Genomic DNA, 21916 nt, shown 5'->3' with positions numbered 1-21916 from the left:
TACATAAAACTTGATTTAAAAGTGAAAAAAATATCTACTCTACTACTCCTTTCATTATCAACTTACAGTTTGCAAGCTCAAAGTTTTATTCAGGCTTATCAAGACAGAGCCAACCAGATCACCCAAACCAATATCACTACAAACTTGCAGGATTTTGGAAATTTGGGAGTGAAAACAACAGGTTCTCCAGCCAATACGGCCACCTTTAACTGGATAAAGAATAAGTATCTTTCTTATGGCTATACGGTAACCCAGATGGAAGAAGATCCTTTTACAGCAGGAGGTCTAAGTTCTCAAAACCTGATCATTACCAAAACAGGAACTGTTTATCCTAATAAATATGTAATTATCTGTGGGCATTACGACACGATTGTAGGGCCTGGAGTAAGTGATAACGGAAGTGGAACATCAATTATCTTAGAAGCAGCGAGGATTTTAAAAGATGTACCTACAGAGTATTCGATTAAGTTTATTCATTTTTCGGGAGAAGAGCAAGGATTATATGGAAGCGATCATTACGCCAATAATGTAGTATTTAAAAATGGAGTCCGTAATTTAGACATACGTTTGGTCTTCAATATAGATCAGGTAGGTGGTAAATTATCAAGCCCAAGTAATTCTATAAAATGTGAGAGTGATCAAAGCGGGCAATCAGGAAATAATGCTGCATCCTTATCTTTTACTCAACAACTAGCAAATTGTACTACTTTGTATTCTCCATTACAAACTGTAATGTCTAATGCCTATTCATCAGATTATATGCCTTTTGAAGCTAACGGAGATATTATTACAGGATTCTATGAAACGCCTCAAAGTCATAATGAACATACTGTAAATGATACTTTTGCTAATGTAGATCCTGGTTATGTATTTAAAGTTGGAAAGGCTGCTCTTGGAGCATTACAACATTTTGCAGTGGCTTCAACTACTATTTTGGGAGTAAATGACGTTTCATCAAAAAAAGCATTAGAGTCTATCAAAATATATCCTAATCCTGCAAAGGAAGTCCTTACTATAGAATTACCAAGAAAGGTAAAAGCTTTTACCGTTGAGATTACAGATCTAAGCGGGCGTTCATTATTCTCAGTAGAAAATCAAAGTAAAATAAATGTTTCTACACTGGTAAACGGAACCTATTTATGTACCGTAAAAACAGAAAATGAGAGCGTTACACGAAAAGTAATTATTGAGAAGTAAATCTCTTTGCAATAATAAAATTAATAGGTCCTGAGTTTTTTGCTCGGGATTTTTTTATTATCTACATTTGCTGAAAATTAACACAAATGCAATAAATTTAAACAAAATGAAAAAATCAGTTACGCTTTTTCTATGTTCATTATCAATTTATAACCTTCAAGCCCAAAGCTTTATTCAAGCTTATCAGGATCGGGCGAATATGGTTACTCAAACTAATATTACGACCAATTTACAGGATTTTTCAAATCTTGGAATCAAAACTACAGGTTCTGCTAATAATGTAAATGCCCTAAACTGGCTTAAAAGCAAATATGCATCGTACGGATATTCTGCGAGTCAGATTGTGGAAGACCCGTTTACTTTTGGAAGTACAAGCTCTAAAAATTTGGTTATTACCAAAACAGGAACTCTATATCCCAATAAATATGTGATTATTTGTGGACATTTTGATACCCTTAATGGTCCCGGAGTAAATGATAACGGAAGTGGAACCTCAATTATTCTGGAAGCAGCAAGAATTCTAAAAGATGTTCCAACGGAATATTCAATTAAGTTTATTCATTTTTCTGGGGAAGAGCAAGGTTTAAAAGGAAGTCAGCATTATGCGAATACAGTCGCTTATCAAGGAAACAATCGAGTATTAGATATCAAATTAGTTTTTAACCTGGATCAGGTAGGCGGAAAAATGGGTAATAACAACAATACCGTTTTTTGTGACGAAGATATGGGAGGAAACTCTAGTAATACAGCGGCAGGAGTTGCTGCTACTCAGGAATTGATAACCCTTACAGGACTTTATTCACCTCTTTTAACAGATATTGACCAAGCAGAAGACACCGATTATATGCCTTTTGAAGCAAAAGGAGAAGTGATCACGGGTTATTTTGAAAAAATAAGAAGTAGCTACCCACACACCATTAATGATACCTTTGCCAACACAGATCCTGTATATATTTACAATGTTGGGAAAGCGTCTGTGGGAGCCCTTCAACACTTTGCTGTAGCCACAACTACAAGCACACTAAGCACTAAAAATCTTTCAGTGAATACTTTAGAATCTATTAAGATCTATCCTAATCCTGCAAAAGATATTCTGCACATCGAATTTCCTAAAAAGGGTAAAGATTTCAGTTTTGAGATCACAGATATGATTGGACATACATTGATAAAAGAAGCAAATAAAACCCAAATTAATATTTCGAATCTAGCAAATGGAGCTTATATCGGCGTAGTAAAATCCGAAGGCCAGACGGTTGTCAGAAAGGTTTTAATTGAAAAATAATATTACAAAAAAAAAGAGCCAATCAGTAAAATTGGCTCTTTTACTATTTTTTATCCTCCTCTTGTACCGCCTTTTGCAGTTTCGCTATTAATAGTTTTCCCTGAACGCTCACCGCCTTTCTGAGAAATACCTTGCGTGTTTTCTTCCTCTTTTTTTATCGGTTGAGGACTTTCTTTCTTTTCTTTTTCTGACATGGTAATTGTTTTTAATTCAATGTAAAAATAGTCTTTTATTTTACTTCTCCATTTTTGAAATACACCAATAAAAATCAATTATTTATTATCCTAAAAAACGGATAAAACAGTCAATCATTTAATACGTAAAGCTAAACGAAACCGTATAATATCTTCCGTTTCCTCTCACGTATTCTGCATCTCTTGCTGTAAATTGAGCCGTTGGAGTATAGTAAGACTTATTCAAAACATTTTCAATTCCTAACCCAATGGTCGTAAAGGTATTCAGCTTATAACTTCCTTGAAAATTAAAGAGATTAAAATCAGTAACTGTTCCTTCTCCTTCCTGATATTTCCCTGAGGCATCCTTTTCAAAACGGTCTCTTTTAAATGAATACATATGATACAGCCCCATTTGAAGCTTGTTGTTTTTTGTATTCCATTTGATATAAGAATTAAGTCGCGCAGGCGTCACTCTCAGACCGCTCAGATATTTTTCATATTTGTTATCACCATCCGTATCTACTTTTCCCTCCTGATAGGTGTAATTTGCTCCGATATTTAGATTTTTAGCAGGATAAACGTCAATAGAAACTTCTACTCCACTGATATATTGAGGCGCTCTTAAAGGAACCCAAAAGCCATTCACAGAAACAAGATCTGCCCCGAGTTTAGAATAATTATAGAAATAACTCGCAGATACATCTATTGATTTTCCTATTTTACTGTTGAAACCAATCTCATAACTCTCTACGACAATAGGCTCTGTATTGATCTTCTCTAAGGTATTATCTTTTGCCTCTCTCAGAACGCGTCCCAGGTCATAGATATTAAATCCTCTTGAATAGGATGTAAAAGGTTGAAAAAGATCAATAGCAGTATAACTCAAACCAACATTATAAGAGAGATTATTATATTTTAATTTTCCTCCAAGAATATCTACGGCAGTATCTTTACCTGATGGAAGGGTTGTATAATTAGGAACTTTCACATGCATTTCATCCCATCGCACGCCGCCTTTTACCGTAAGATCCGGAGTCAGGAATAATTTTCCCTGAACAAAAGGTGCAGCTGCAATCATATTGAGCTCAGGAACCCAGATCCTTCCATCTACCAAAGGTTGGCTTGTTTTTTCGTTAAGGAGATCAACCCCATAGGTAAGAGAACCTGTTACCTTATCATTTTTCTTAAATTCAGTAGTGAAATCTGTACGGAAACCATATTTTTTTTCTAAAATAGCCGATTGCCCACCCGTTTTCCAGCGAGGTGCATCTCGATAATCAAAGATTGTATAAAAGTCCTGAAAATATAATGTTGTATTTAATGATGTATTACGGAAAATAGAGTTATTGGTGTATTTAAGATAGCCGTTATGATTGTATTTTGTACCTTCCTTAGCCCCTTGCCTATCTCCCAGTTTTCCTGTAGAAGGTATTTCTCCATATTTTCCAAGATCTAGAATATATTTTGAATCCTGCATACTTGAGAAATAATTATACATTATTTCCAGCCTGTTATTCTCATTAATAGCATAGCCTATTTTTGCAAATGCGTTGCTTATATTGGTTTCTCCTAATCCGTACCGTGGATTTTGTACAAGCCCTTCTCCGTCTATTTTCACTCCATTTCGGGTAAAGGTTCCGTTCACCAAATAATCTATTTTTCCCAGTTTACCATATAAGCTTTGTGAAATTCTGTAGCCGGCACCTCCGTTGGATTTAAACATATTTTTATCAAAAACATCATGACTTGTAAAGCCAAAAACTGTTTTACCAGCAATCGGTTTATTGCTTGCATTTTTCAGGGTGATGTAATTGATAATCCCTCCTTCTGCGCCATTTCCATAGATAGAAGTTGCTCCTTTTACCACCTCAATTCTTTCTAATATTGATGGATCTATGGATCGTATTTCTCTATCGCTGTTTCTTAAAGGACTGGATTGTGGAATTCCATCAATCATCACCAAGACATTTCTCCCTCTCAGCGTTTGGCCCCTATTTCCTGTCTGATTATTTCCAAAAGCCAGTCCAGGAACCTGATAAGCTAAAATATTACTCAGATCCGGAGAAATAAGAGATTGCTGTTCGATATCTTTTCTCTTAAGAATAGTAACGGTAGCCGCTGTTTTCTTTACAATTTCAGGAGATCTTGTTGCCGAAACAATCACTTCTTCTAACCTCTCTGCATGTATCGTATCATTCACTGAGGATTTATTTTGAGCGAATACCGTTGCGGAGAATACAAGGCTTCCTAAGCAAATAAACTTTTTTGTCATCAACGTGTTCTTTTTATTTAGAATAATTAATGACAAAAATACTATTTTTAACTACTTAAAAATGAAGCAAAAATGGTTTTTCATTCTAATGAATGGCTTATTCTTAGTATTTTTTCAACCGTAATAAGTTACGGTTGAATAGTAATATCTTGTAATAATATGTTTAATTTTTATTTCGTTTTTCTAAAATTCCCTCAATTTCTTCTAAACTAGAACCTTTCGTTTTCAATAAAATTAAAAAGTGATACAATAAATCTGCGGCTTCATTTTGAAACAAGTCATCATTATTATCTTTCGCCTCAATCACCAATTCTACGGCTTCCTCTCCCACTTTTTGAGCCACTTTATTAATGCCTCTCTGAAAGAGTGAATAGGTATAAGAAGATTCTACTTTATCATCAATTCTTTGGGAAATCTTATCTTCCAGTTCATATAAAAAACCTTTTGCGTCTTTCTCTCCGAAACAACTGAAGCTACCCGTGTGACACACGACATTTTTAGGAATGGCTTTTATTAAAATCGTATCATTATCACAATCAACCTGAATATTTTCAACCTTTAAAAAATTACCAGACTCCTCACCTTTCGTCCAAAGTCTGTTTTTAGAACGGCTGAAAAAAGTAACAATTCCTTCTTTTTCTGTTTTCTCAAAAGCTTCCTCATTCATATACCCCAACATCAAGACTTGTAAGCTTCTGTTATCCTGAATAATTACGGGAACCAATCCGTTGGTTTTACTGAAATCTATTACCATCTTACTTCAATTTTTTGATTATTTAATTCTTTTTTCAACTCCAGAATACTGACTTCTCCGAAATGAAAAATACTCGCTGCCAATGCGCCAGTTGCTTTTGTTTCTTTGAAAACCTTATCGAAATCTTCTATTTTTCCGGCTCCACCAGAGGCAATCATGGGAATATTGATGTTTTCAGAAACCAATTTTGTTATTCTTATATCAAAGCCTGTTTTAGTTCCGTCACCATCCATCGAAGTAAGAAGAATTTCACCTGCCCCTAAAGATTCTGCTTCTTTTGCCCAATCTATAGTGTTTAAATCGGTTATTTCTCGCCCGCCTTTTACATGAACCCAATCGGAATTATTGATCAATTTAGTATCTATTGCCACAACAATACACTGGTTTCCAAATTCTTTAGCCAAATCAGAAATCAACTGAGGATTGGTAACGGCGGATGAATTGATGCTGATCTTATCAGCGCCCGCTTCCAAGAGTTTTTGTACATCCTGAATAGAAGAAATGCCACCACCAACGGTGAAAGGAATACTCAGCTCTTTAGAGATATTTTGCACCAGTTCAACGAATGTTTTTCTCTTTTCAATGGTAGCCGTAATATCCAGAAAAACCAATTCGTCGGCTCCATTTTCTTCATATCTTTTCGCTAATTCTATGGGATCTCCGGCATTTCTAAGTCCCTCGAAATTGATTCCTTTTACCGTTGTTCCATCCTTGATATCCAGACAAGGGATTATTCTTTTTTTAAGCATGATTGATAAATTTTTGAAGTTCCTTTAATTCTATTTTTCCTTCATAAATGGCTTTTCCGATGATTGTTCCGGCGCAGCCAATTTCTTTCATTTTCGTTACATCTTCAATACACGAGATTCCACCGCTTGCAATAAGTTGGATTGATGTCTTAGCGATCATTTCCTTGTAAAGCTCTGTTGATGGACCTTGTAGCATTCCGTCTTTTGAAATATCAGTACAAATAACCTGCTGAATTCCTTTTTGCTGATATTGAATAATAAAATCAATCACTTCTTTATCACTGCTTTCCAGCCATCCTGAGGTTTTTATCTTTCGGTGATCACAATCGGCACCCAGAATTATTTTATCAGCACCATATTTTTCAATCAATTCAAAGCAAAATTCAGGATCCTGAACGGCAATACTTCCAATCGTAATTTGTTTTGCGCCGGAATTAAAAGCAATTTCAATATCTTCCAACGTTTTCAAACCACCTCCAAAATCAATTGATAAATTGGTTTCTTTCGCGATACTTTCCAGTACTTTTTGATTGACAATATGCTTAGATTTGGCACCATCTAAATCTACCAAATGAAGAAACCGGATTCCAAAGCTTTCAAACTCTTTTGCCACTTCTACAGGACTTTCATTATAGATTTTTTTGGTACTATAATCACCTTTTGAAAGACGGACACATTTACCGTCAATAATATCAATAGCAGGAATAATTTTCATCCTTAGAGTTTTAAAAAGTTGTGTAATAATTCTTGTCCAATCTTTCCCGATTTTTCAGGGTGAAACTGTGTTGCAAAGAAATTATCCTTATGCAAAGACGCACTGAAAGGCAAAATATAATCGCATACAGAACTTGTATATTTTGATAACTCACAATAATAGCTATGAACAAAATAAACATCACTTTCATCATTAATATCCGAAAATAAAGGAGATTTCAGCTGTGAAATGGTATCCCAGCCCATGTGCGGAACAATATCTTTTGCGGGAAATCTCTTTACATTGATATCAAAAATTCCTAATCCTTCAGCATTTCCTTCTTCATTGCTTTTACACATTAATTGCATTCCCAAACAAATTCCCAAAACGGGTTGTGTTAAAGTGGGAATCAATGTATCCAACCCTTTATATCGTAATACTTTCATTGTAGAAGAAGCTTCCCCAACTCCGGGGAAAATTACTTTATCAGCTTCTTTAATCGCTGCAAAATCATCTGTAATCATAGATTCTGCATTTAATCTGTTCAATGCATTTTGCACCGAATTTACATTTCCACCGTTGTATTTTATTATTGCAATCATATTAAAGACTTCCTTTAGTTGAGGGTAAATTAAAGTTTTGATCTGTCTGGTTCACTGCCATTTTTACAGCTTTCGCAAAGGCTTTAAAAACAGATTCTATTTTGTGGTGTTCATTACCTCCTTCCACTTTAATATTGAGGTTAGATTTAGAAGAATCAGTGAAAGATTTAAAGAAATGATAAAACATTTCAGTGGGAACATCGCCAATTTTCTCTCGATTAAAATCGGCTTCCCAAACCAACCAGGGTCTCCCTCCAAAATCTATTGCAACCTGAGCCAGACAATCATCCATCGGAAGTAAAAAACCATATCTTTCAATGCCTTTTTTCTTTCCTAATGCCTGGAGAATTGCTTCTCCAAACACGATTCCTGTATCTTCAATGGTGTGATGCTCATCCACCTGTAAATCACCATCAACTTTAATTTTTAAGTCTAAATTTCCATGTTTAGAGATCTGTTCTAGCATATGATCAAAGAAATGCAAACCCGTTGAAATCTCAGAATTTCCTTTTCCGTCGAGGTTAACTTCAATATCAATTTGTGTTTCATTCGTTTTTCTTGAAACTTTCGATTTTCTGGGTTTCTGCTTTAAAAACTGATAGATTTCTGTCCAGCTTTCCGTTGTTAATTCAGCCTTTTCGTTGGAACTTGTAGTAATAAAAATTGATTTAGAACCAAGATTTTCTGCTAATTGAACATCCGTAAGTCTATCACCAATTACATAAGAATTTTTCAAATCATAATCTCCATAGACATATTTACCCAGCATCCCAATTCCTGGTTTTCTAGTCGGTAAATTTTCATGCTCAAAACTTTTATCAATTAAGATGTCGTTGAAAACTATTCCTTCATTTTCAAATGCATTCAACATTTTTTCCTGAGGTTTGATAAAGTCTTCAAAAGGAAAACTTTCGGTTCCCAAACCATCCTGATTGGTGATCATCACCAATTCATAATCCAGCTCTTTGGTTATTTTTGCTAGATTCTTAAATACCCCAGGATAAAACTCTAGTTTTTCTAAAGAATCAACCTGAAAATCTATCGGAGGTTCCTTAATTAAGGTTCCATCACGATCTATAAACAAAACTTTTTTCATCTTATATGTTTTTTAAAATAGTAATCAATTGAATATTTTCTTCTCTGTTTCCAATATTAATCCTGATACAATTGGGGATTTGTGGCGTTCTTTTGCTCGTTAAAATCTCTTGATCCAACAAATTTTGGTATACTTTTTCAACGTCTTCAAATTCAATCAAAAAGAAATTGGCATCTGTAGGGAAAACGTTTGTGATACCATTTATATTTTTGAATTCATTTTTCAGCCATTCTCTTTCTGTGAAAATATTTCTAAACTTTCGCTGAACTGATCTTGTTGGTCAATATTTTTCAATACCAATTCCTGGCTTAAAGAATTGACATTGTAAGGAGCTTTTACCGTATTGATGAAACGAATAATTTCCTTTGAGGCATATGCTATTCCTACTCTTGCTCCGGCCATTCCCCATGCTTTCGAGAACGTTTGAAGTACAATAAGATTAGGATATTTCTCTAAGAGTTCAAGGCTTGATTTCTGATCTGAAAATTCAATATACGCTTCATCTACAACAACTATTCCATCAAAATTCTGAATATAAAATTCAATGTCTTCAATACTGTTTCCTGTGGGATTATTCGGAGAACATAAAAAGAAAACTTTAGGTTGATTTTCTTGTGTAACTTTTAAAAACTCTTCTTTTTCGATTTGAAATTTATTGTTTAGATCAAGCTTCACAACCGCATTTTCATTAATGGTAGCATAAAATCCATACATCGCAAAAGAAGGGTTCATCATCAGGATCGAGTCTTTTTTAGGCTCACAGAAAATCTTAATAATTAAATCAATCAATTCATCACTCCCATTTCCAACAGCAATTTGATTTGAAGAAATATTTTTGAGCTCCGACAATTTATTTTTAAGCACTTTCTGAGTAGAATCCGGATAACGGTTACATTCTCCAAACGGACTTTCATTAGCATCCATTAAAATAGGAGCATTAAATTCATTATGATCTCTAAAACTAATGTAAGGTTGTAATGCTAAAATGTTCTTTCGAACGAAATTATTTAGGGTAAATTGTTTCATTTTTTATTGATTTAATCGGATGGTAACGGCATTTTTGTGAGCGAACAATCCTTCCGCTTCTGCCATGATTTCTATTGTTTTTCCCAAATTTTGAAGTCCTTCTTTCGACAAGTGTTGAAAAGTAATTTTCTTCACAAAACTATCTAAAGAAACACCGCTGTAATTCTTTGCAAAACCGTTGGTAGGAAGCGTGTGGTTGGTACCACTTGCATAATCGCCGGCGCTTTCGCATGAATAATTTCCCAGAAAAACTGAGCCTGCATTTTGAATGCTTGGGATATATGCCTCAAAATTATTCAACGCTAAAATAAGGTGTTCCGGAGCATATAAATTGCTAAAATCGATGGCTTCTTCGATGGTATTAAGAAGAATAAAATGGCTGTTATTCAACGATTGTTGAGCAAACTCATTCCTTGGAAGTTCTTTAACCTGCTTTTCTATTTCTTCAATCGTTTCGTTGAAAACTTTTACATCCGTTGATATAAAAATAACCTGACTATCACTTCCATGTTCCGCCTGTGATAGCAAATCTGCTGCACAAAATTCGGGAATAGCCTGTTCATCGGCAATCACTAAAACTTCACTCGGCCCTGCAGGCATATCAATGGCAACTCCATAATTTTGAGCATATTCTTTTGCTGCAACCACAAACTGATTTCCAGGTCCAAAAATTTTATAAACATTCGGAATACTTTCTGTTCCCAACGTCATCGCTGCAATCGCTTGCGCCCCGCCTGTTTTACATATTTTTGCAACACCACAAAGTTGGGCAGCATACAGAATCGCAGGATTAATATTTCCATTTTTATCTGGCGGACTGCACAACACAATCTCTTTACAACCTGCTAATTGAGCCGGAATTGCCAACATTAAAACGGTAGAAAATAAAGGCGCTGTTCCTCCTGGAATGTAAATTCCGACTTTTTCAATCGCTCGATTTTCTCGCCAGCAAACTACACCCTTGGTTGTTTCTATTTTTTCAATATCAGACTGTTGCGAAGCATGAAATTTTGTAATATTTTCTTTAGCCTGTTGAATCGCTTCTTTCAATTGTTGGCTCACCAAACTCTTCGAATTTTCAATCTCTTCTGTTGAAACAGTGATATTTTCAACCTCTGCAGAATCAAATTTTTTATTGAATTCAAGCAATGCTTTGTCTCCATTCTTTTCTACTTCTGAGAAAATATCTCTGATTGTTTTTGAAATCTCTTCTCTTGTAAAAGCTGGTCGTTTCGTAAGTTCCTGCCACTTTTCCTGATTGGGATATTTGTATATTTTCATATTAAATCACCATTTTATCAATTGGAATAATTAAAATATCCTGAGCGCCATTTTCTTTTAATTCATCAATAACATCCCAGAAACGATCTTCGTTGATTACAGAATGAATACTGCTCCAACCCTCTTCTGCCAAAGGAATAACGGTTGGACTTTTAAGCACCGGAAGTATTTTAGAAATATCCGCAATTTTTACATTGGGAACATTCATCAAAATGTATTTTGAATTTTTTGCTTTTAAAACAGACTGAATTCTGAATAAGAATTTTTTAAGAATGAGTTCTTTTTCCTGATTGAGATTTGGCGTTTTAGCCAACACCGCTTCTGATTTCAACAAAGTAACTGTTTCTCTTAATCCGTTTTTAAATAAGGTACTTCCAGAGCTCACAATATCACAAATTCCATCTGCCAACCCGATATTCGGAGCAATTTCTACAGAGCCTGAAATAACGTGGATATCCGCAGAGATATTGTTTTTTGTTAAAAACTCTTTAAGGGTATTCGGATAAGAAGTCGCTATTTTTTTATTCTGAAAATAACTCAAATCATTCGTTTCAACTTCTTTAGGAACAGCAAGTGAGACCCGGCATTTTGAAAATCCAAGCTCCTGAATAATGTCGATCTTTTTTTGTTTTTCTACCAAAAGATTCTCCCCAACAATGGCAATATCTACCACACCATCTTCCAAATACTGAGGGATATCTGAATTTCGAAGGTACATGATCTCCATCGGAAAATTATCTACCGAAACTTTAAGCTGATCTTTTCCGTTGTTGACGAAAATACCACAGTCTTTCAGAAGTTGTAAAGAATCTTCGTAAAGCCGACCGCTTTTTTGGATTGCAATTTTTAATTTACTCATTTTTTCTACATTGAGTCTGAGTAAATAAAAACTGATTATTGAAAAGAAATTCCAGAGAAATTTAGAAACAAAAAAACCGTCTATTACTCAGACGGTTTTAAATATTTTTGATTTTAACACATGTAAATATCAATCAATTCCGTCTAACAGAGATGATGATGATAATGATGTAGTGTTAAAAAATTAAGTTTCATTGTTGAATTATATGGTACAAATGTAGAAATTATTTTTAAACTTCAAAGGTTTTTCTACAGAATTTTTTGGTAAAGATTCATTAATTCGTTGGCAATTGGTTCGTCATTAAACTTTTGAACAAACTCAAAACCCTTATCAGCACGGCGTTTTCTCTCCGATTCATTAGCCCATAAAAATTTTATTTTTGACTGAATATCTAAATAATTTTTAGGATCAATATAAACAGAGTCTTTTCCACCCGCTTCAGGAAGACAACTTGTATTGCTTGTAATGGCAACCGTTTTTGAAAATAAAGCTTCAATTACAGGAATTCCAAAACCTTCAAAGAAACTTGGATAGACAAAAATATCGGCTAATTTGTAGATCACAGCAAGCTCATCCATAGAAACACCTTCAAGGAAATGAACTTGATTTTCCATTTTATTTTTCTTGATGTATTGCTCTATTTTGCTGTAATATTTTGTCTTTTTTCCAACGACAACTAATGGAATTTCTGTTTTGTTGATGGCTTTTACAACATTCAACAAGTTTTTACGATCTTCAATGGTTCCTACATTAAGAATAAATCTTTCAGGAAGGTGGAATTTTTCTTTTGTTTGTTGAATAAATTCTTCTGATTGCTGCTCTTTAAAAGCATGATGACATCCTTGATAAATAACTTCAATTTTACTTTCAGGAACTTTTAAATATTTAATAATATCTCTTTTCGTCTGTTCTGAAATCGCAATGATCCTATCGGCAGTTTGCGCTGCTTTTTTGAACTTCCAGAAGTGGATTTTCCGATCAAAAAAAGAATAATATTGTGGATAACGCATGAATATTAAATCATGAATAGTCACCACCTTTTTAATTGGTTTTTTATCCCATTTTAAAGGTAATTCACCCGACAAACCATGGAAAATATCTGCATTTTGCTTTTGTGCATCTTTTCCCATTTTGAATTGGCGAGACATTGTTCCTTTTGATGTTTCAACAAACTGAACATGCGGATTATCAAGAATTCCAGAACCTCTTTCGGATCTATTTTTATTAAGTAAAAGATATTCGTTTTCAGGAAAGTATTGAGCAAGAATTTTTACGAGATCTCTTGAATAATTCCCTAAACCTGAGGTATTGTGAAAGTAACGTTTGGCATCGAAAGCTATTTTCATGATTCTATTTGTTTTTGAAATTCCTGAAATGTTCCGAATGAATAGTTTTTATTTTTTAACCAAGAAATAAACTCATCAAACCTTTTTACCATATCTTTTCCGGAGTTTTTCACTGTAAAACCAGGCAATTTAAATGCTTCATCTTTGATTTCTGCAAATTCCCATGGATGGAAATAAACATTCAGATAATTATCTTTCTTTAAGGTATCTGAAGTCAATTTTTTATAAAATGACAGCGGAAAGTTATGAAAGCTCAACCAAAACAAAGGAATTCTAAAGTTAGGCGAAACCGAAGCCGGAATCTGTGTTACATTTCCTTCTTTAAAATAGGTTCTTGAAACTTTTAAGTTATTATACCTTCCCGGAAGAAAAGTAGGATTCACAGATGAATTGTAAGAATATCCAGCTTTTTCAACTTCTTTTTCGTCGACGGGCATCATTCTGGGCATTCTTAGTCCTGTTACTTTCGTAGAAAATAATTCTTCTAATTTCTCTCTGGATTCTTTTAAATGTTTCTCTTCAAATTCAGAATGAAACCATGTGTGAGAAGCCAATTCGTGACCTTCCTTTAGCAATCTTTCGATAAGATGCTTGCTATTTTCTGCAAAAACTACAGTCGAAAAAAAGGTAGCTTTTGCATTATATTTTTTAAGAATATCAAGTATTCTTTCTAGTCCGTTTTGTGAGATCGAGATCTGCTTTTCAAAGGATATTTCACCTTTATATTCGAATGGCATATCAAATTCTTCAATGTCAAAACTTAATAAAACCATTATTGAAAATTTTTATTTTTTATAATATAATTAGGTCTCTGTTTCACTTCTTTAAAGATCTTACCTAAATAAATCCCAATTATTCCCAAGATAATTAATTGTAATCCACCAAAGAAAACAATAGTCATAATTAACGATGCCCAACCTGAGATTTCTGTTTTAGCAATGAACGCATATAGGACATACAAGCCATATCCAACCACTGAAAATGCAGAGAATATAAACCCAAGATAAGCTGCAATTGACAACGGTTTTACACTAAAAGCTGTAATTCCTGTAAAAGCAAAAGTGATCATTTTCTTTAGATTATAGCTGCTTTCTCCCGATAATCTTTCACACGCTGTAAATTCGATTCCTGTTTGTTTGAAGCCCATCCAGCTTGTTAATCCTCTCAGAAAAAGGTCATCTTCATTGAAACCTCGCATCACCTCTACCGCATTGGCATCCATTAACCTAAAATCTGAACCGCCTCCTTTTGTAAGATTTACATCAGAAAGGCTAGATAAAAGTTTGTAGAAAAAATCAGAAGTTTTTCTTTTAAATAAAGAAATTTCTTTTGGATACGTTCGTATGGTAAAAACAATATCATTGCCTTCTTCCCACTTTTTAATCATATCCGGAATCAGTTCAGGCGGATGCTGCAGATCACCATCCATTGAAATGACAGCGTTTCCATAGGCATTGTCCATTCCTGCTTTGACGGCTGGCTGATGTCCAAAGTTTCTTGAAAATTCGATGAACTTTACTTCATCAAATTGTCGGGAAAGTTCTTCTAATTTTTGTTGCGTATTGTCTCTGCTGCCATCATTAACGAATATAATTTCAAAATCATAATTGCTTAATCCTTCAAAAACCTCTTTGATTTTCTGATGGATCATAGCAACATTTCCTTCTTCGTTATAAGCGGGAATTACGATAGAAATCTTCTTCATAAATAATTAATTGAGACTGTAGTTTTTTTCAAAATCTTTGGTTAAAAGCTCATAAATAATCCTAAACCAAACGATGACGCAAGGTACAGCTTTTAAAGAATATTTGATGATGTAAGCATTTTTTACACTTTTCGGGAACAAATCTGAACTTGAAAAACAAGTGAATATAATAACAAAAACCAATAATCCTATGGTAAAAGGTGTTCTTTCTTTTTGAAGGAAAAACCAAATCATAACACCGGTTACGGCAATAATATACGTAGGAGACTCAGAACTTGAGCTGAACAATACCAAAAACAGTAATGTGGAAGCCAAGATCATCAATTGGAAAGCATAATTTTTATATTGTTTAATTCTGATATAAGGTGCTGCAAATAAGGGTAACCCTACGGCTAAAAATACCAAATTAGAAATAGAAGCATCTCCTAAAATTCTTCTAAAAAATCCCATCAAAGAAATGTCCTGCATGTTTCCTAATACCTGATTTTCACTGTTTTTTTCAACAATTGAATGGAACCAATCTGCATAACTTTGAATCACAAACTGCGGACTGGAATACGCCATCGGAAGCACAAAAAACACCACTGCAATTACTACTCCTGAAAGAATAAATTTAATCTTATTTTTAATAAAGAAAAACTGGGTAAGACCAACAATTCCATAGATTTTAACGAAAACTCCGATTAAAATTGCTGTTACAGATTTTATCTCTTTCCTTTCATAAATATAGGTTGCAGATAATAATAAAAGCCCTGTTAAAGCCACATTGAACTGCAAACTTAAAGCTGCTGTAATATATTCCTGCAAACAAAGTAATGCAAAAATTGCCTTTTTAGCATCTGAAAACGGTAATTTATAAATCGCATACACGAAAATAAAGGTATTCGCTAAATTCCAAAGAGAAATTCCTAACCAATCTGGCATCATGGCAAAAGGTGCAATCAATGCACTGAAAAATATGCCATAATGGTTGAGATCAAAATAGAGATCAGGATAATGAATAAATAGGTTTTTCTGATGAATGGTATTAAAAAATACATTCTTAAAAATGAGATAATTATTGATCGCATAATCTCCTCTCAAGTATTTGGAAATCGCGGTAACAACCGATATAATAAGATAAACCCCAAATATATATTTAGGGTTTAATAGTATCTTAAGAAATTTTTCTTTCAAAATTGCGTGGTATTAGTGTAAAGAATTAATCTTAAACCGCTACATTATTCTCTCTCAATGCATCATTAAGAGATGTTTTTTTATCTGTAGATTCTTTTCTCTGACCAATAATCAAAGCACAAGGAACCTGATATTCTCCAGCCGGATATTGTCTTGTATAACTTCCAGGAATTACTACTGAACGCGCAGGAACTCTTCCCTTGATTTCAATAGGCTCAGGACCTGTTACATCAATAATTTTTGTAGAAGCAGTTAATACAACATTAGCTCCTAAAACAGCTTCTCTTTCAACGTGAACTCCTTCTACAACGATACATCTTGATCCGATGAAACAATCATCTTCAATGATTACCGGTGCCGCTTGAAGAGGCTCTAAAACACCACCGATTCCAACACCACCGCTTAAGTGAACGTTTTTACCAATCTGTGCACAACTTCCTACCGTAGCCCAAGTATCAACCATTGTTCCTGAATCTACATACGCTCCAATATTTACATAAGAAGGCATTAAAATTACTCCTGGAGCAATGTAAGAACCTTCTCTCGCAATTGCATGAGGTACAACTCTCACTCCTTTTGCAGCATAATTTCTTTTCAAAGGAATTTTGTCATGAAATTCAAACGGACCTACTTCAATAGTTTCCATTGTCTGAATTGGGAAATACATTACTACAGCTTTTTTCACCCATTCATTTACCTGCCATCCGTTTTCTGTAGGTTCAGCAACACGAAGTTCTCCAGAATCTAATAAAGATACAACCTCTCTTATTGCCTTTTTGCTATCTTCATTTTGTAGTAACTCTCTATTGTCCCAAATGTTTTCAATTGTTTGTTGTAACGACATATTTCTGTTTTAAATTATTTTCTCAGTACCCAACACAACCTTATGTGCCCGTTATTTGAGGCGATAAAAATACGAAAGTTTGTTATAGTATACAAGTTGAATTCTGGGAGAAAGCGTTGAAATTTATCATTAAATTATCTTAATATAGAAGCACTATGAAAGATGGATTATGATTCATCAATAATAAACTCCATCGTTTTTTCTACATGCTTTGTTTGGATTATTCCTTTTGCGTACTCCATATTATGTTCAGAATTGTATTTCGTTAGGTAAGCATTGTTAATACCTTCTGTAAGTTCATCCATGTCTGTCGGAACGATGGCGTTGATATTCACAATAAGATCACCACATTGTAATTGACCTTCTGGATTTTGAAGGAAACTATTGTACCAGCTTTTTTCAGCTAAGCCCCAGGATCTCGCGAAAATTCGATTATCAACCACAACCATCCAAATTTCTAAAAAAGCAGAACGATTTGTACCTGCTTTTATTCCTATTAGATTATGCGTTTTGATGTAATCTAAGACCGTATTTTTATTCATTTTATTTTAATTTTTAACAAAACTAAAGTGAATATGAATATCAGAAAATATTATTATTTGGTCTGTAGGAAATATTATTCCGTTAGCCTAATTACTGATGTAGATGGATTACAACATCATCTTCTGCAAAGTATTCATCAAACATTCCCGATAGCTTTTGGCCACGGTCAATTTTAAATCTTTGCATATAATATGGTTGTCCTCGAAAGAATCAATGTTTGTTACATTAACGATGTAGGAATTATGAATCCGCATGAATTCATCAGGAAGACTTTCAATTAAGTCTTTAAGTGTTTTATAGTAAATGTATTTTTTATCAGAAGTGGTGTAAATTTCAACGTAGTTTCCCAATCCTTTTATGGCTGTGATATCATCAAAGAAAAGTTTAACAAACTTCTTATCAGTCTTAATAAAAGCAAACGTTTTATTTATCATCCTCGCTGTTTTCTTCTGCTATTGGTGACTTTCACAAAACTCTTTGTGCATGAAGATATGCTTTATTCCAGTATTTTTCATTCAATGAAGAAATGATAACCCCTTTTGAAGTAGAGGCATGAATAAATTTCACTTCGCCATCCGTATTGATATCATGAACAATACCTACATGTGAAACTCTGCTTCCGCCAGCTGTGGCAAAAAACAGAAGATCTCCCGGTTTGACCTCACTGATATCTATTTTCTGACCTGCTTCTGCCTGATCAGATGACCTGCGCGGTAGGTTAAAATCATTTTCTTCAAAAACTTTTACGGTGAAGCCTGAACAATCAAATCCTGAAGAAGTATTCCCTCCAAATTTATAAGGTGTTCCCATATACTTTTCAGCATCTTTCAAAACACTATTGATGGATTTAGGGACTTTTCCGTCGAACTTGGAATCTAACTTTCTGATGTTTTCAGATTTAGCAATTGTTTTATTGCTTGTGTTTCTTTTACTCGCAACACTTTTTGAACTTCCGCAAGAAATAATAAGTGAAGATGCAATCAGTAAAACAGATAGCTGCTTTATTTGTAAGTTGTCTTTAAATAATCCCATTTTCATATTCATCTGATTTTTAACACTGTACCTAATTATTTACAAATATACATTTTATATTTAAATTATGTTTAAACTATACTAGAACTATATACTAAATATATGTTAAAATATGATATTCAACTAATTATCATTATATTTGAATTCAATTTTGGATATGGCAACCTATGAAAGTCTAATTAAAATTAAAGGTGCTGTTGGCGACCTTGTTTTTTATACTTTGAATGGCAAAAATGTTGTTCGAAAGAAAAGCGGGTTCAATAAAACGGCTTTTAAGAAAAGTCCTGCTTATGAAAAAGTACGACAAAACAGCTCCGAATTCGGCCATTGTTCTAAAGTTGGAAAGATGATCAGACATGCTTTAGAGCCCTATATTAAACAGGCGGAAGATCCTCTACTCTATCAGAAATTTGCCAAATTGATGACAGAGATTAAAGACTTAGACCTCATTTCAGAGAGAGGAAAAAGAAATGTTGCCAAAGGAATGATTACAGAAAAAGGAAAACTACTCCTCAGAAAATTTCAATTTGGAATAAAACCTAATTTTGAAAACAGGGCTTCAATTTCTTTAGATTCAGCAGGAAATAACCTTTCTATTGAAAATCAATTATCCAGTGATGAAGTTGTCATGCTGACTATAAAAGTGGATTGTGAAAACTATATAACAGAATCTTTTGAAGAAGCCATTTTATTAGAACACCAGAAAAAAATATCTTTTGGGAAGCATTTTCTGGAAGAAGATCTGATTCTTTATTTTATGATTGCAAAAAAGGATGAAAAAATTTTGAATATGGGGTTTGTAAATGAATTAGATTAGGAAATCACTTTTACAGATTTAAAACAAAAAAAAGACTATCCAAGTAGATAGTCTTTTTGTATATTGTAATAATTATCTTATTGCTTATTCTTTTCTCCAGACCAAGTTCCAGATCTTGAAGGGGTAGGCACAGAATTCGTCCAGCCTCCGCTTCCTTTTTTATCTCTTGTTAAAGCCCCATGAAAGTCACCATCTGAAGGTGAACCTACTACTCCGGTAATATCTCCTGCATTCGTTACCTTTCCTGAAATAACATAATTTTCATTTTTTACTGTAGAATGCATCGTCCCTGTTAGTTTTCCGTCACTAGCGACCACAAAATTAAAATCGCCTTTGTCACTTCCATCATAAGTTCCAGACCATGTTCCGATAAAATCGTAAATCGTATCGTCATCAGAGCTACAACCAACAAACAAAAAAGCGGTAAACAAGAGTAAAAATAGTTTCTTCATAGTTTTTATAATAGTTATATGGAATAAATTCTGATATTTTATGGTGAATATGGAAAAACCACTATTCTACCTCTTATATCTTAAAATATTTATCTATATACTTTAAGAATCTGGCAAATATATAATATTAATTTAATTTGTGCACTTTTTGTGCATTTTTATTTTAAACTCGATACGTTATTTTGAAAAATTCAGGAATTTTAGGCTTATTATTTTTATTTCACATCAGATTTACTTACCATAAGGCGAATCATCTCCTCTGCCAGTTTTCCTGTAGAAGCAGGATTTTGCCCCGTAACCAGACGCTGATCTACCTGCACATTTGGCTGCCAATTGTCAACAGATTTAAATACACCGCCTTTTCTTTCTAGTTCATCCTGTAGTAAAAAGGGCACTATCTTATGCAGTTTAATGTATTTTTCTTCCTTGTTGGTAAATGAAGTTAATATTTTACCTTTAACCAAAAACTGGCCATTAGAAAGTTTTACATTCGTTAGCGCTGCAGGCCCATGACATACGGCACCCACTACTCCATTATTTTCATAAATCTTTCTTGTGATCATTTCACTGATGGTATCATTAGCCAAATCCCACATTACACCGTGGCCCCCGCAAAATAAACGGCATCATATTTTTCGGGTACGATTTCAGATAGTTTTAGCGCATTAAACAATTTATCAGTAGCCTCAATATTCTGCATAAACCAAGCATCTGTTTCATTATTCATATCAGCCCCATAATGGTAGGTTTTACCTCCTTTAGGACTGGCAAAATCGATATCATAACCTGCTTCATAAAAAGGTTTATAAGCCTGAGCTACTTCTCCGAAATGATACCCTGTCTTTTCACCACTGTTGCCCAATTTTTCATGACTGGTCGTAATAAACAATACCTTTCTACGAATGGCATGTTGGCCGAGTACCTTATTGGCAATAGCCCATTTACCATCTATTTTCAGCAGGTTCATATAATCTGCATAGGTGGCGTTAGGATACATGATATCAACTTTTGCCTGAGCAGCAGTTCCTGCAATATTAATGGAAATAATTTCACCTTTAAAATTGTTCTTTTTTCCCGGTGTGAATGAGCGAACATAATCGGCAGTAGGCCAAATGACAAGTTTCCCACTTTTTAGATCATGATACCGAAAATCTGCTTTTTGGTGAAAGGCACTTGATAAGCGGGCTGTATCGCTGTTAATTTTTCCTTCAATATAGTTGGTGAGGACTATCCTGATAAGTTCTGTATCAGATTGCTCTTGTTGACCAAAAGTGAGAATCGAACAAGTAAATAGGTAAATGAAAAGTAAGCGTTTTTTCATAGTTTTCGAATTAAAATGAGTTAAAAAAAATGTTCCTTTATTGGAGTAGTGCAAAATTATAGGAATAGAAAATCCAAGAGGTCCTGAGTTTTAACATCAGGAGTTTCAATTTATAAAATAGGACGAATCATCTCCTCTGGAGTGTATTCTATTAGTAAAAAAGAAAATGAAATCTATTGATGAGCTGGGTAAATGGAAAATATCTTACTGGCAATTACCCATTTTTCATCGATCTTTAGCAAGTTAAAATAGTCTGCATACGTCTTATCAGGGTAGTAAAGTTTAATTTTTGCCTGAGCCGCGTTTCCTGCTATATTGATAGAAATGATTTTGCCGGTGCAGTTAATTTTTGCTCCGGGAGTAAACCTGCTGATATAATCAGCAATAGGCCAAATCATAAGCTTCCCGGTTTTTTCATCGCGCGAGCGAAGATCTGCTTGAGGATGAAATGCACTTGACAAACGTGCTGTATCTCCATTATTCCTTCCCTCGATATAGTTTGTAAGGACTTTCCTGATCAATTGTTTATCTGATTGTCTTTGTTGAGCGAAAATGACGAGAGATCCCGTAAATAGATAGAATAAAAGAAAGAGTTTCTTCATAGTTTTTGGATTAAAATGAGTTAAATTTTTATCCCATTATTGGAATGATCCAAAACTATAGAAAAAGAAAATCTACGAGGTTCTGATTTT

General features: G+C 34.0%; 24 protein-coding genes and 1 pseudogene. 3 read left to right on the top strand and 22 right to left on the bottom strand.

Annotated features, from left to right (window positions below; genetic code table 11):
- Nucleotides 1-21 precede the first annotated feature (21 nt).
- Both AMQ68_RS01795 and AMQ68_RS01790 read left to right on the top strand, forming a co-directional pair.
- On the top strand, nt 22-1197 hold the full coding sequence (locus tag AMQ68_RS01795) for a M28 family peptidase (RefSeq protein WP_054508923.1): 1176 nt from the start codon (nt 22-24) through the stop codon (nt 1195-1197).
- A 106-nt stretch (nt 1198-1303) separates the two neighbouring features.
- On the top strand, nt 1304-2479 hold the full coding sequence (locus AMQ68_RS01790; protein ID WP_054509980.1) for a M28 family peptidase: 1176 nt from the start codon (nt 1304-1306) through the stop codon (nt 2477-2479).
- Nucleotides 2480-2529: 50 nt separating this feature from the next.
- Here the strand turns inward: AMQ68_RS01790 and AMQ68_RS25230 are convergent, their stop codons facing one another.
- The 18 genes and pseudogenes from AMQ68_RS25230 to AMQ68_RS01700 form a co-directional block, all read right to left on the bottom strand.
- The gene (locus tag AMQ68_RS25230) at nt 2530-2673 is read right to left on the bottom strand and encodes a hypothetical protein (protein WP_160317956.1); all 144 of its coding nucleotides are present in this window, start codon (nt 2671-2673) and stop codon (nt 2530-2532) included.
- A gap of 118 nt (nt 2674-2791) precedes the next feature.
- Nucleotides 2792-4927 carry a TonB-dependent receptor gene (locus tag AMQ68_RS01780; RefSeq protein WP_054508921.1) on the bottom strand — a complete coding sequence of 712 codons (2136 nt, stop codon included), beginning with the start codon at nt 4925-4927 and terminating at the stop codon, nt 2792-2794.
- Nucleotides 4928-5090: 163 nt separating this feature from the next.
- A complete protein-coding gene (hisIE, locus tag AMQ68_RS01775; protein ID WP_054508920.1) occupies nt 5091-5681 on the bottom strand; it encodes a bifunctional phosphoribosyl-AMP cyclohydrolase/phosphoribosyl-ATP diphosphatase HisIE in 591 nt (196 codons plus the stop codon).
- Nucleotides 5675-6430 carry an imidazole glycerol phosphate synthase subunit HisF gene (gene hisF / locus AMQ68_RS01770; protein WP_054508919.1) on the bottom strand — a complete coding sequence of 252 codons (756 nt, stop codon included), beginning with the start codon at nt 6428-6430 and terminating at the stop codon, nt 5675-5677. The genes hisIE and hisF overlap by 7 nt, the downstream gene beginning before the upstream one ends.
- On the bottom strand, nt 6423-7145 hold the full coding sequence (hisA, locus tag AMQ68_RS01765; RefSeq protein WP_054508918.1) for a 1-(5-phosphoribosyl)-5-[(5-phosphoribosylamino)methylideneamino]imidazole-4-carboxamide isomerase: 723 nt from the start codon (nt 7143-7145) through the stop codon (nt 6423-6425). Before hisA ends, hisF begins: the two co-directional genes overlap by 8 nt.
- A 2-nt stretch (nt 7146-7147) precedes the next feature.
- A complete protein-coding gene (hisH, locus tag AMQ68_RS01760) occupies nt 7148-7726 on the bottom strand; it encodes an imidazole glycerol phosphate synthase subunit HisH (RefSeq protein ID WP_054508917.1) in 579 nt (192 codons plus the stop codon).
- A gap of 1 nt (nt 7727) precedes the next feature.
- Nucleotides 7728-8822: a bifunctional histidinol-phosphatase/imidazoleglycerol-phosphate dehydratase HisB gene (gene hisB, locus AMQ68_RS01755; RefSeq protein WP_054508916.1), complete on the bottom strand. Its 1095-nt coding sequence runs from the start codon at nt 8820-8822 to the stop codon at nt 7728-7730.
- A gap of 1 nt (nt 8823) precedes the next feature.
- Nucleotides 8824-9746, bottom strand: a pseudogene (hisC, locus tag AMQ68_RS01750) (histidinol-phosphate transaminase).
- Between the two features lie 105 nt (nt 9747-9851).
- Complete coding sequence (gene hisD, locus AMQ68_RS01745) at nt 9852-11129, bottom strand: histidinol dehydrogenase (RefSeq protein ID WP_054508915.1); 1278 nt, start codon at nt 11127-11129, stop codon at nt 9852-9854.
- Nucleotide 11130: 1 nt separating this feature from the next.
- A complete protein-coding gene (gene hisG / locus AMQ68_RS01740; RefSeq protein WP_054508914.1) occupies nt 11131-11988 on the bottom strand; it encodes an ATP phosphoribosyltransferase in 858 nt (285 codons plus the stop codon).
- A gap of 248 nt (nt 11989-12236) precedes the next feature.
- Nucleotides 12237-13334, bottom strand: a complete 1098-nt coding sequence (locus AMQ68_RS01735) for a glycosyltransferase family 1 protein (protein ID WP_054508913.1) — start codon at nt 13332-13334, stop codon at nt 12237-12239.
- The gene (locus AMQ68_RS01730) at nt 13331-14107 is read right to left on the bottom strand and encodes a polysaccharide deacetylase family protein (protein ID WP_054508912.1); all 777 of its coding nucleotides are present in this window, start codon (nt 14105-14107) and stop codon (nt 13331-13333) included. Before AMQ68_RS01730 ends, AMQ68_RS01735 begins: the two co-directional genes overlap by 4 nt.
- Nucleotides 14107-15039 carry a glycosyltransferase family 2 protein gene (locus AMQ68_RS01725; protein ID WP_054508911.1) on the bottom strand — a complete coding sequence of 311 codons (933 nt, stop codon included), beginning with the start codon at nt 15037-15039 and terminating at the stop codon, nt 14107-14109. Before AMQ68_RS01725 ends, AMQ68_RS01730 begins: the two co-directional genes overlap by 1 nt.
- Before the next feature lie 6 nt (nt 15040-15045).
- Nucleotides 15046-16215, bottom strand: a complete 1170-nt coding sequence (locus AMQ68_RS01720; RefSeq protein WP_054508910.1) for a glycosyltransferase family 87 protein — start codon at nt 16213-16215, stop codon at nt 15046-15048.
- Nucleotides 16216-16246: 31 nt separating this feature from the next.
- Complete coding sequence (locus tag AMQ68_RS01715) at nt 16247-17059, bottom strand: 2,3,4,5-tetrahydropyridine-2,6-dicarboxylate N-succinyltransferase (protein WP_054508909.1); 813 nt, start codon at nt 17057-17059, stop codon at nt 16247-16249.
- A 167-nt stretch (nt 17060-17226) separates the two neighbouring features.
- Complete coding sequence (locus AMQ68_RS01710; protein WP_054508908.1) at nt 17227-17601, bottom strand: DUF2255 family protein; 375 nt, start codon at nt 17599-17601, stop codon at nt 17227-17229.
- Nucleotides 17602-17709: 108 nt separating this feature from the next.
- Nucleotides 17710-18036: a LytTR family DNA-binding domain-containing protein gene (locus AMQ68_RS01705; protein ID WP_054508907.1), complete on the bottom strand. Its 327-nt coding sequence runs from the start codon at nt 18034-18036 to the stop codon at nt 17710-17712.
- A 31-nt stretch (nt 18037-18067) separates the two neighbouring features.
- Nucleotides 18068-18640 carry a C40 family peptidase gene (locus AMQ68_RS01700; RefSeq protein ID WP_123905580.1) on the bottom strand — a complete coding sequence of 191 codons (573 nt, stop codon included), beginning with the start codon at nt 18638-18640 and terminating at the stop codon, nt 18068-18070.
- 151 nt (nt 18641-18791) lie between these two features.
- Between AMQ68_RS01700 and AMQ68_RS01695 the strand changes: the two genes are divergently transcribed.
- Nucleotides 18792-19451 carry a hypothetical protein gene (locus AMQ68_RS01695; RefSeq protein WP_054508906.1) on the top strand — a complete coding sequence of 220 codons (660 nt, stop codon included), beginning with the start codon at nt 18792-18794 and terminating at the stop codon, nt 19449-19451.
- Nucleotides 19452-19528: 77 nt separating this feature from the next.
- Here the strand turns inward: AMQ68_RS01695 and AMQ68_RS01690 are convergent, their stop codons facing one another.
- The 4 genes from AMQ68_RS01690 to AMQ68_RS01675 all read right to left on the bottom strand — a co-directional run bounded on the left by AMQ68_RS01690 (nt 19529) and on the right by AMQ68_RS01675 (nt 21826).
- Complete coding sequence (locus tag AMQ68_RS01690; RefSeq protein WP_054508905.1) at nt 19529-19903, bottom strand: hypothetical protein; 375 nt, start codon at nt 19901-19903, stop codon at nt 19529-19531.
- 215 nt (nt 19904-20118) lie between these two features.
- Complete coding sequence (locus AMQ68_RS24780; protein WP_241775020.1) at nt 20119-20466, bottom strand: type 1 glutamine amidotransferase domain-containing protein; 348 nt, start codon at nt 20464-20466, stop codon at nt 20119-20121.
- Nucleotides 20467-20498: 32 nt separating this feature from the next.
- Nucleotides 20499-21224, bottom strand: coding sequence for a nuclear transport factor 2 family protein (locus AMQ68_RS24775; protein ID WP_054508903.1), 726 nt, complete (start codon nt 21222-21224; stop codon nt 20499-20501).
- 173 nt (nt 21225-21397) lie between these two features.
- Nucleotides 21398-21826: a nuclear transport factor 2 family protein gene (locus tag AMQ68_RS01675; RefSeq protein WP_054508902.1), complete on the bottom strand. Its 429-nt coding sequence runs from the start codon at nt 21824-21826 to the stop codon at nt 21398-21400.
- Between the last annotated feature and the right edge of the window lie 90 nt (nt 21827-21916).

The organism is Chryseobacterium sp. ERMR1:04, assembly GCF_001297705.1.
Lineage (GTDB): Bacteria > Bacteroidota > Bacteroidia > Flavobacteriales > Weeksellaceae > Chryseobacterium.
The sequence above is the reverse complement of the archived record's forward strand: the minus strand, read 5'-3'. Positions and strand labels throughout refer to the sequence as shown.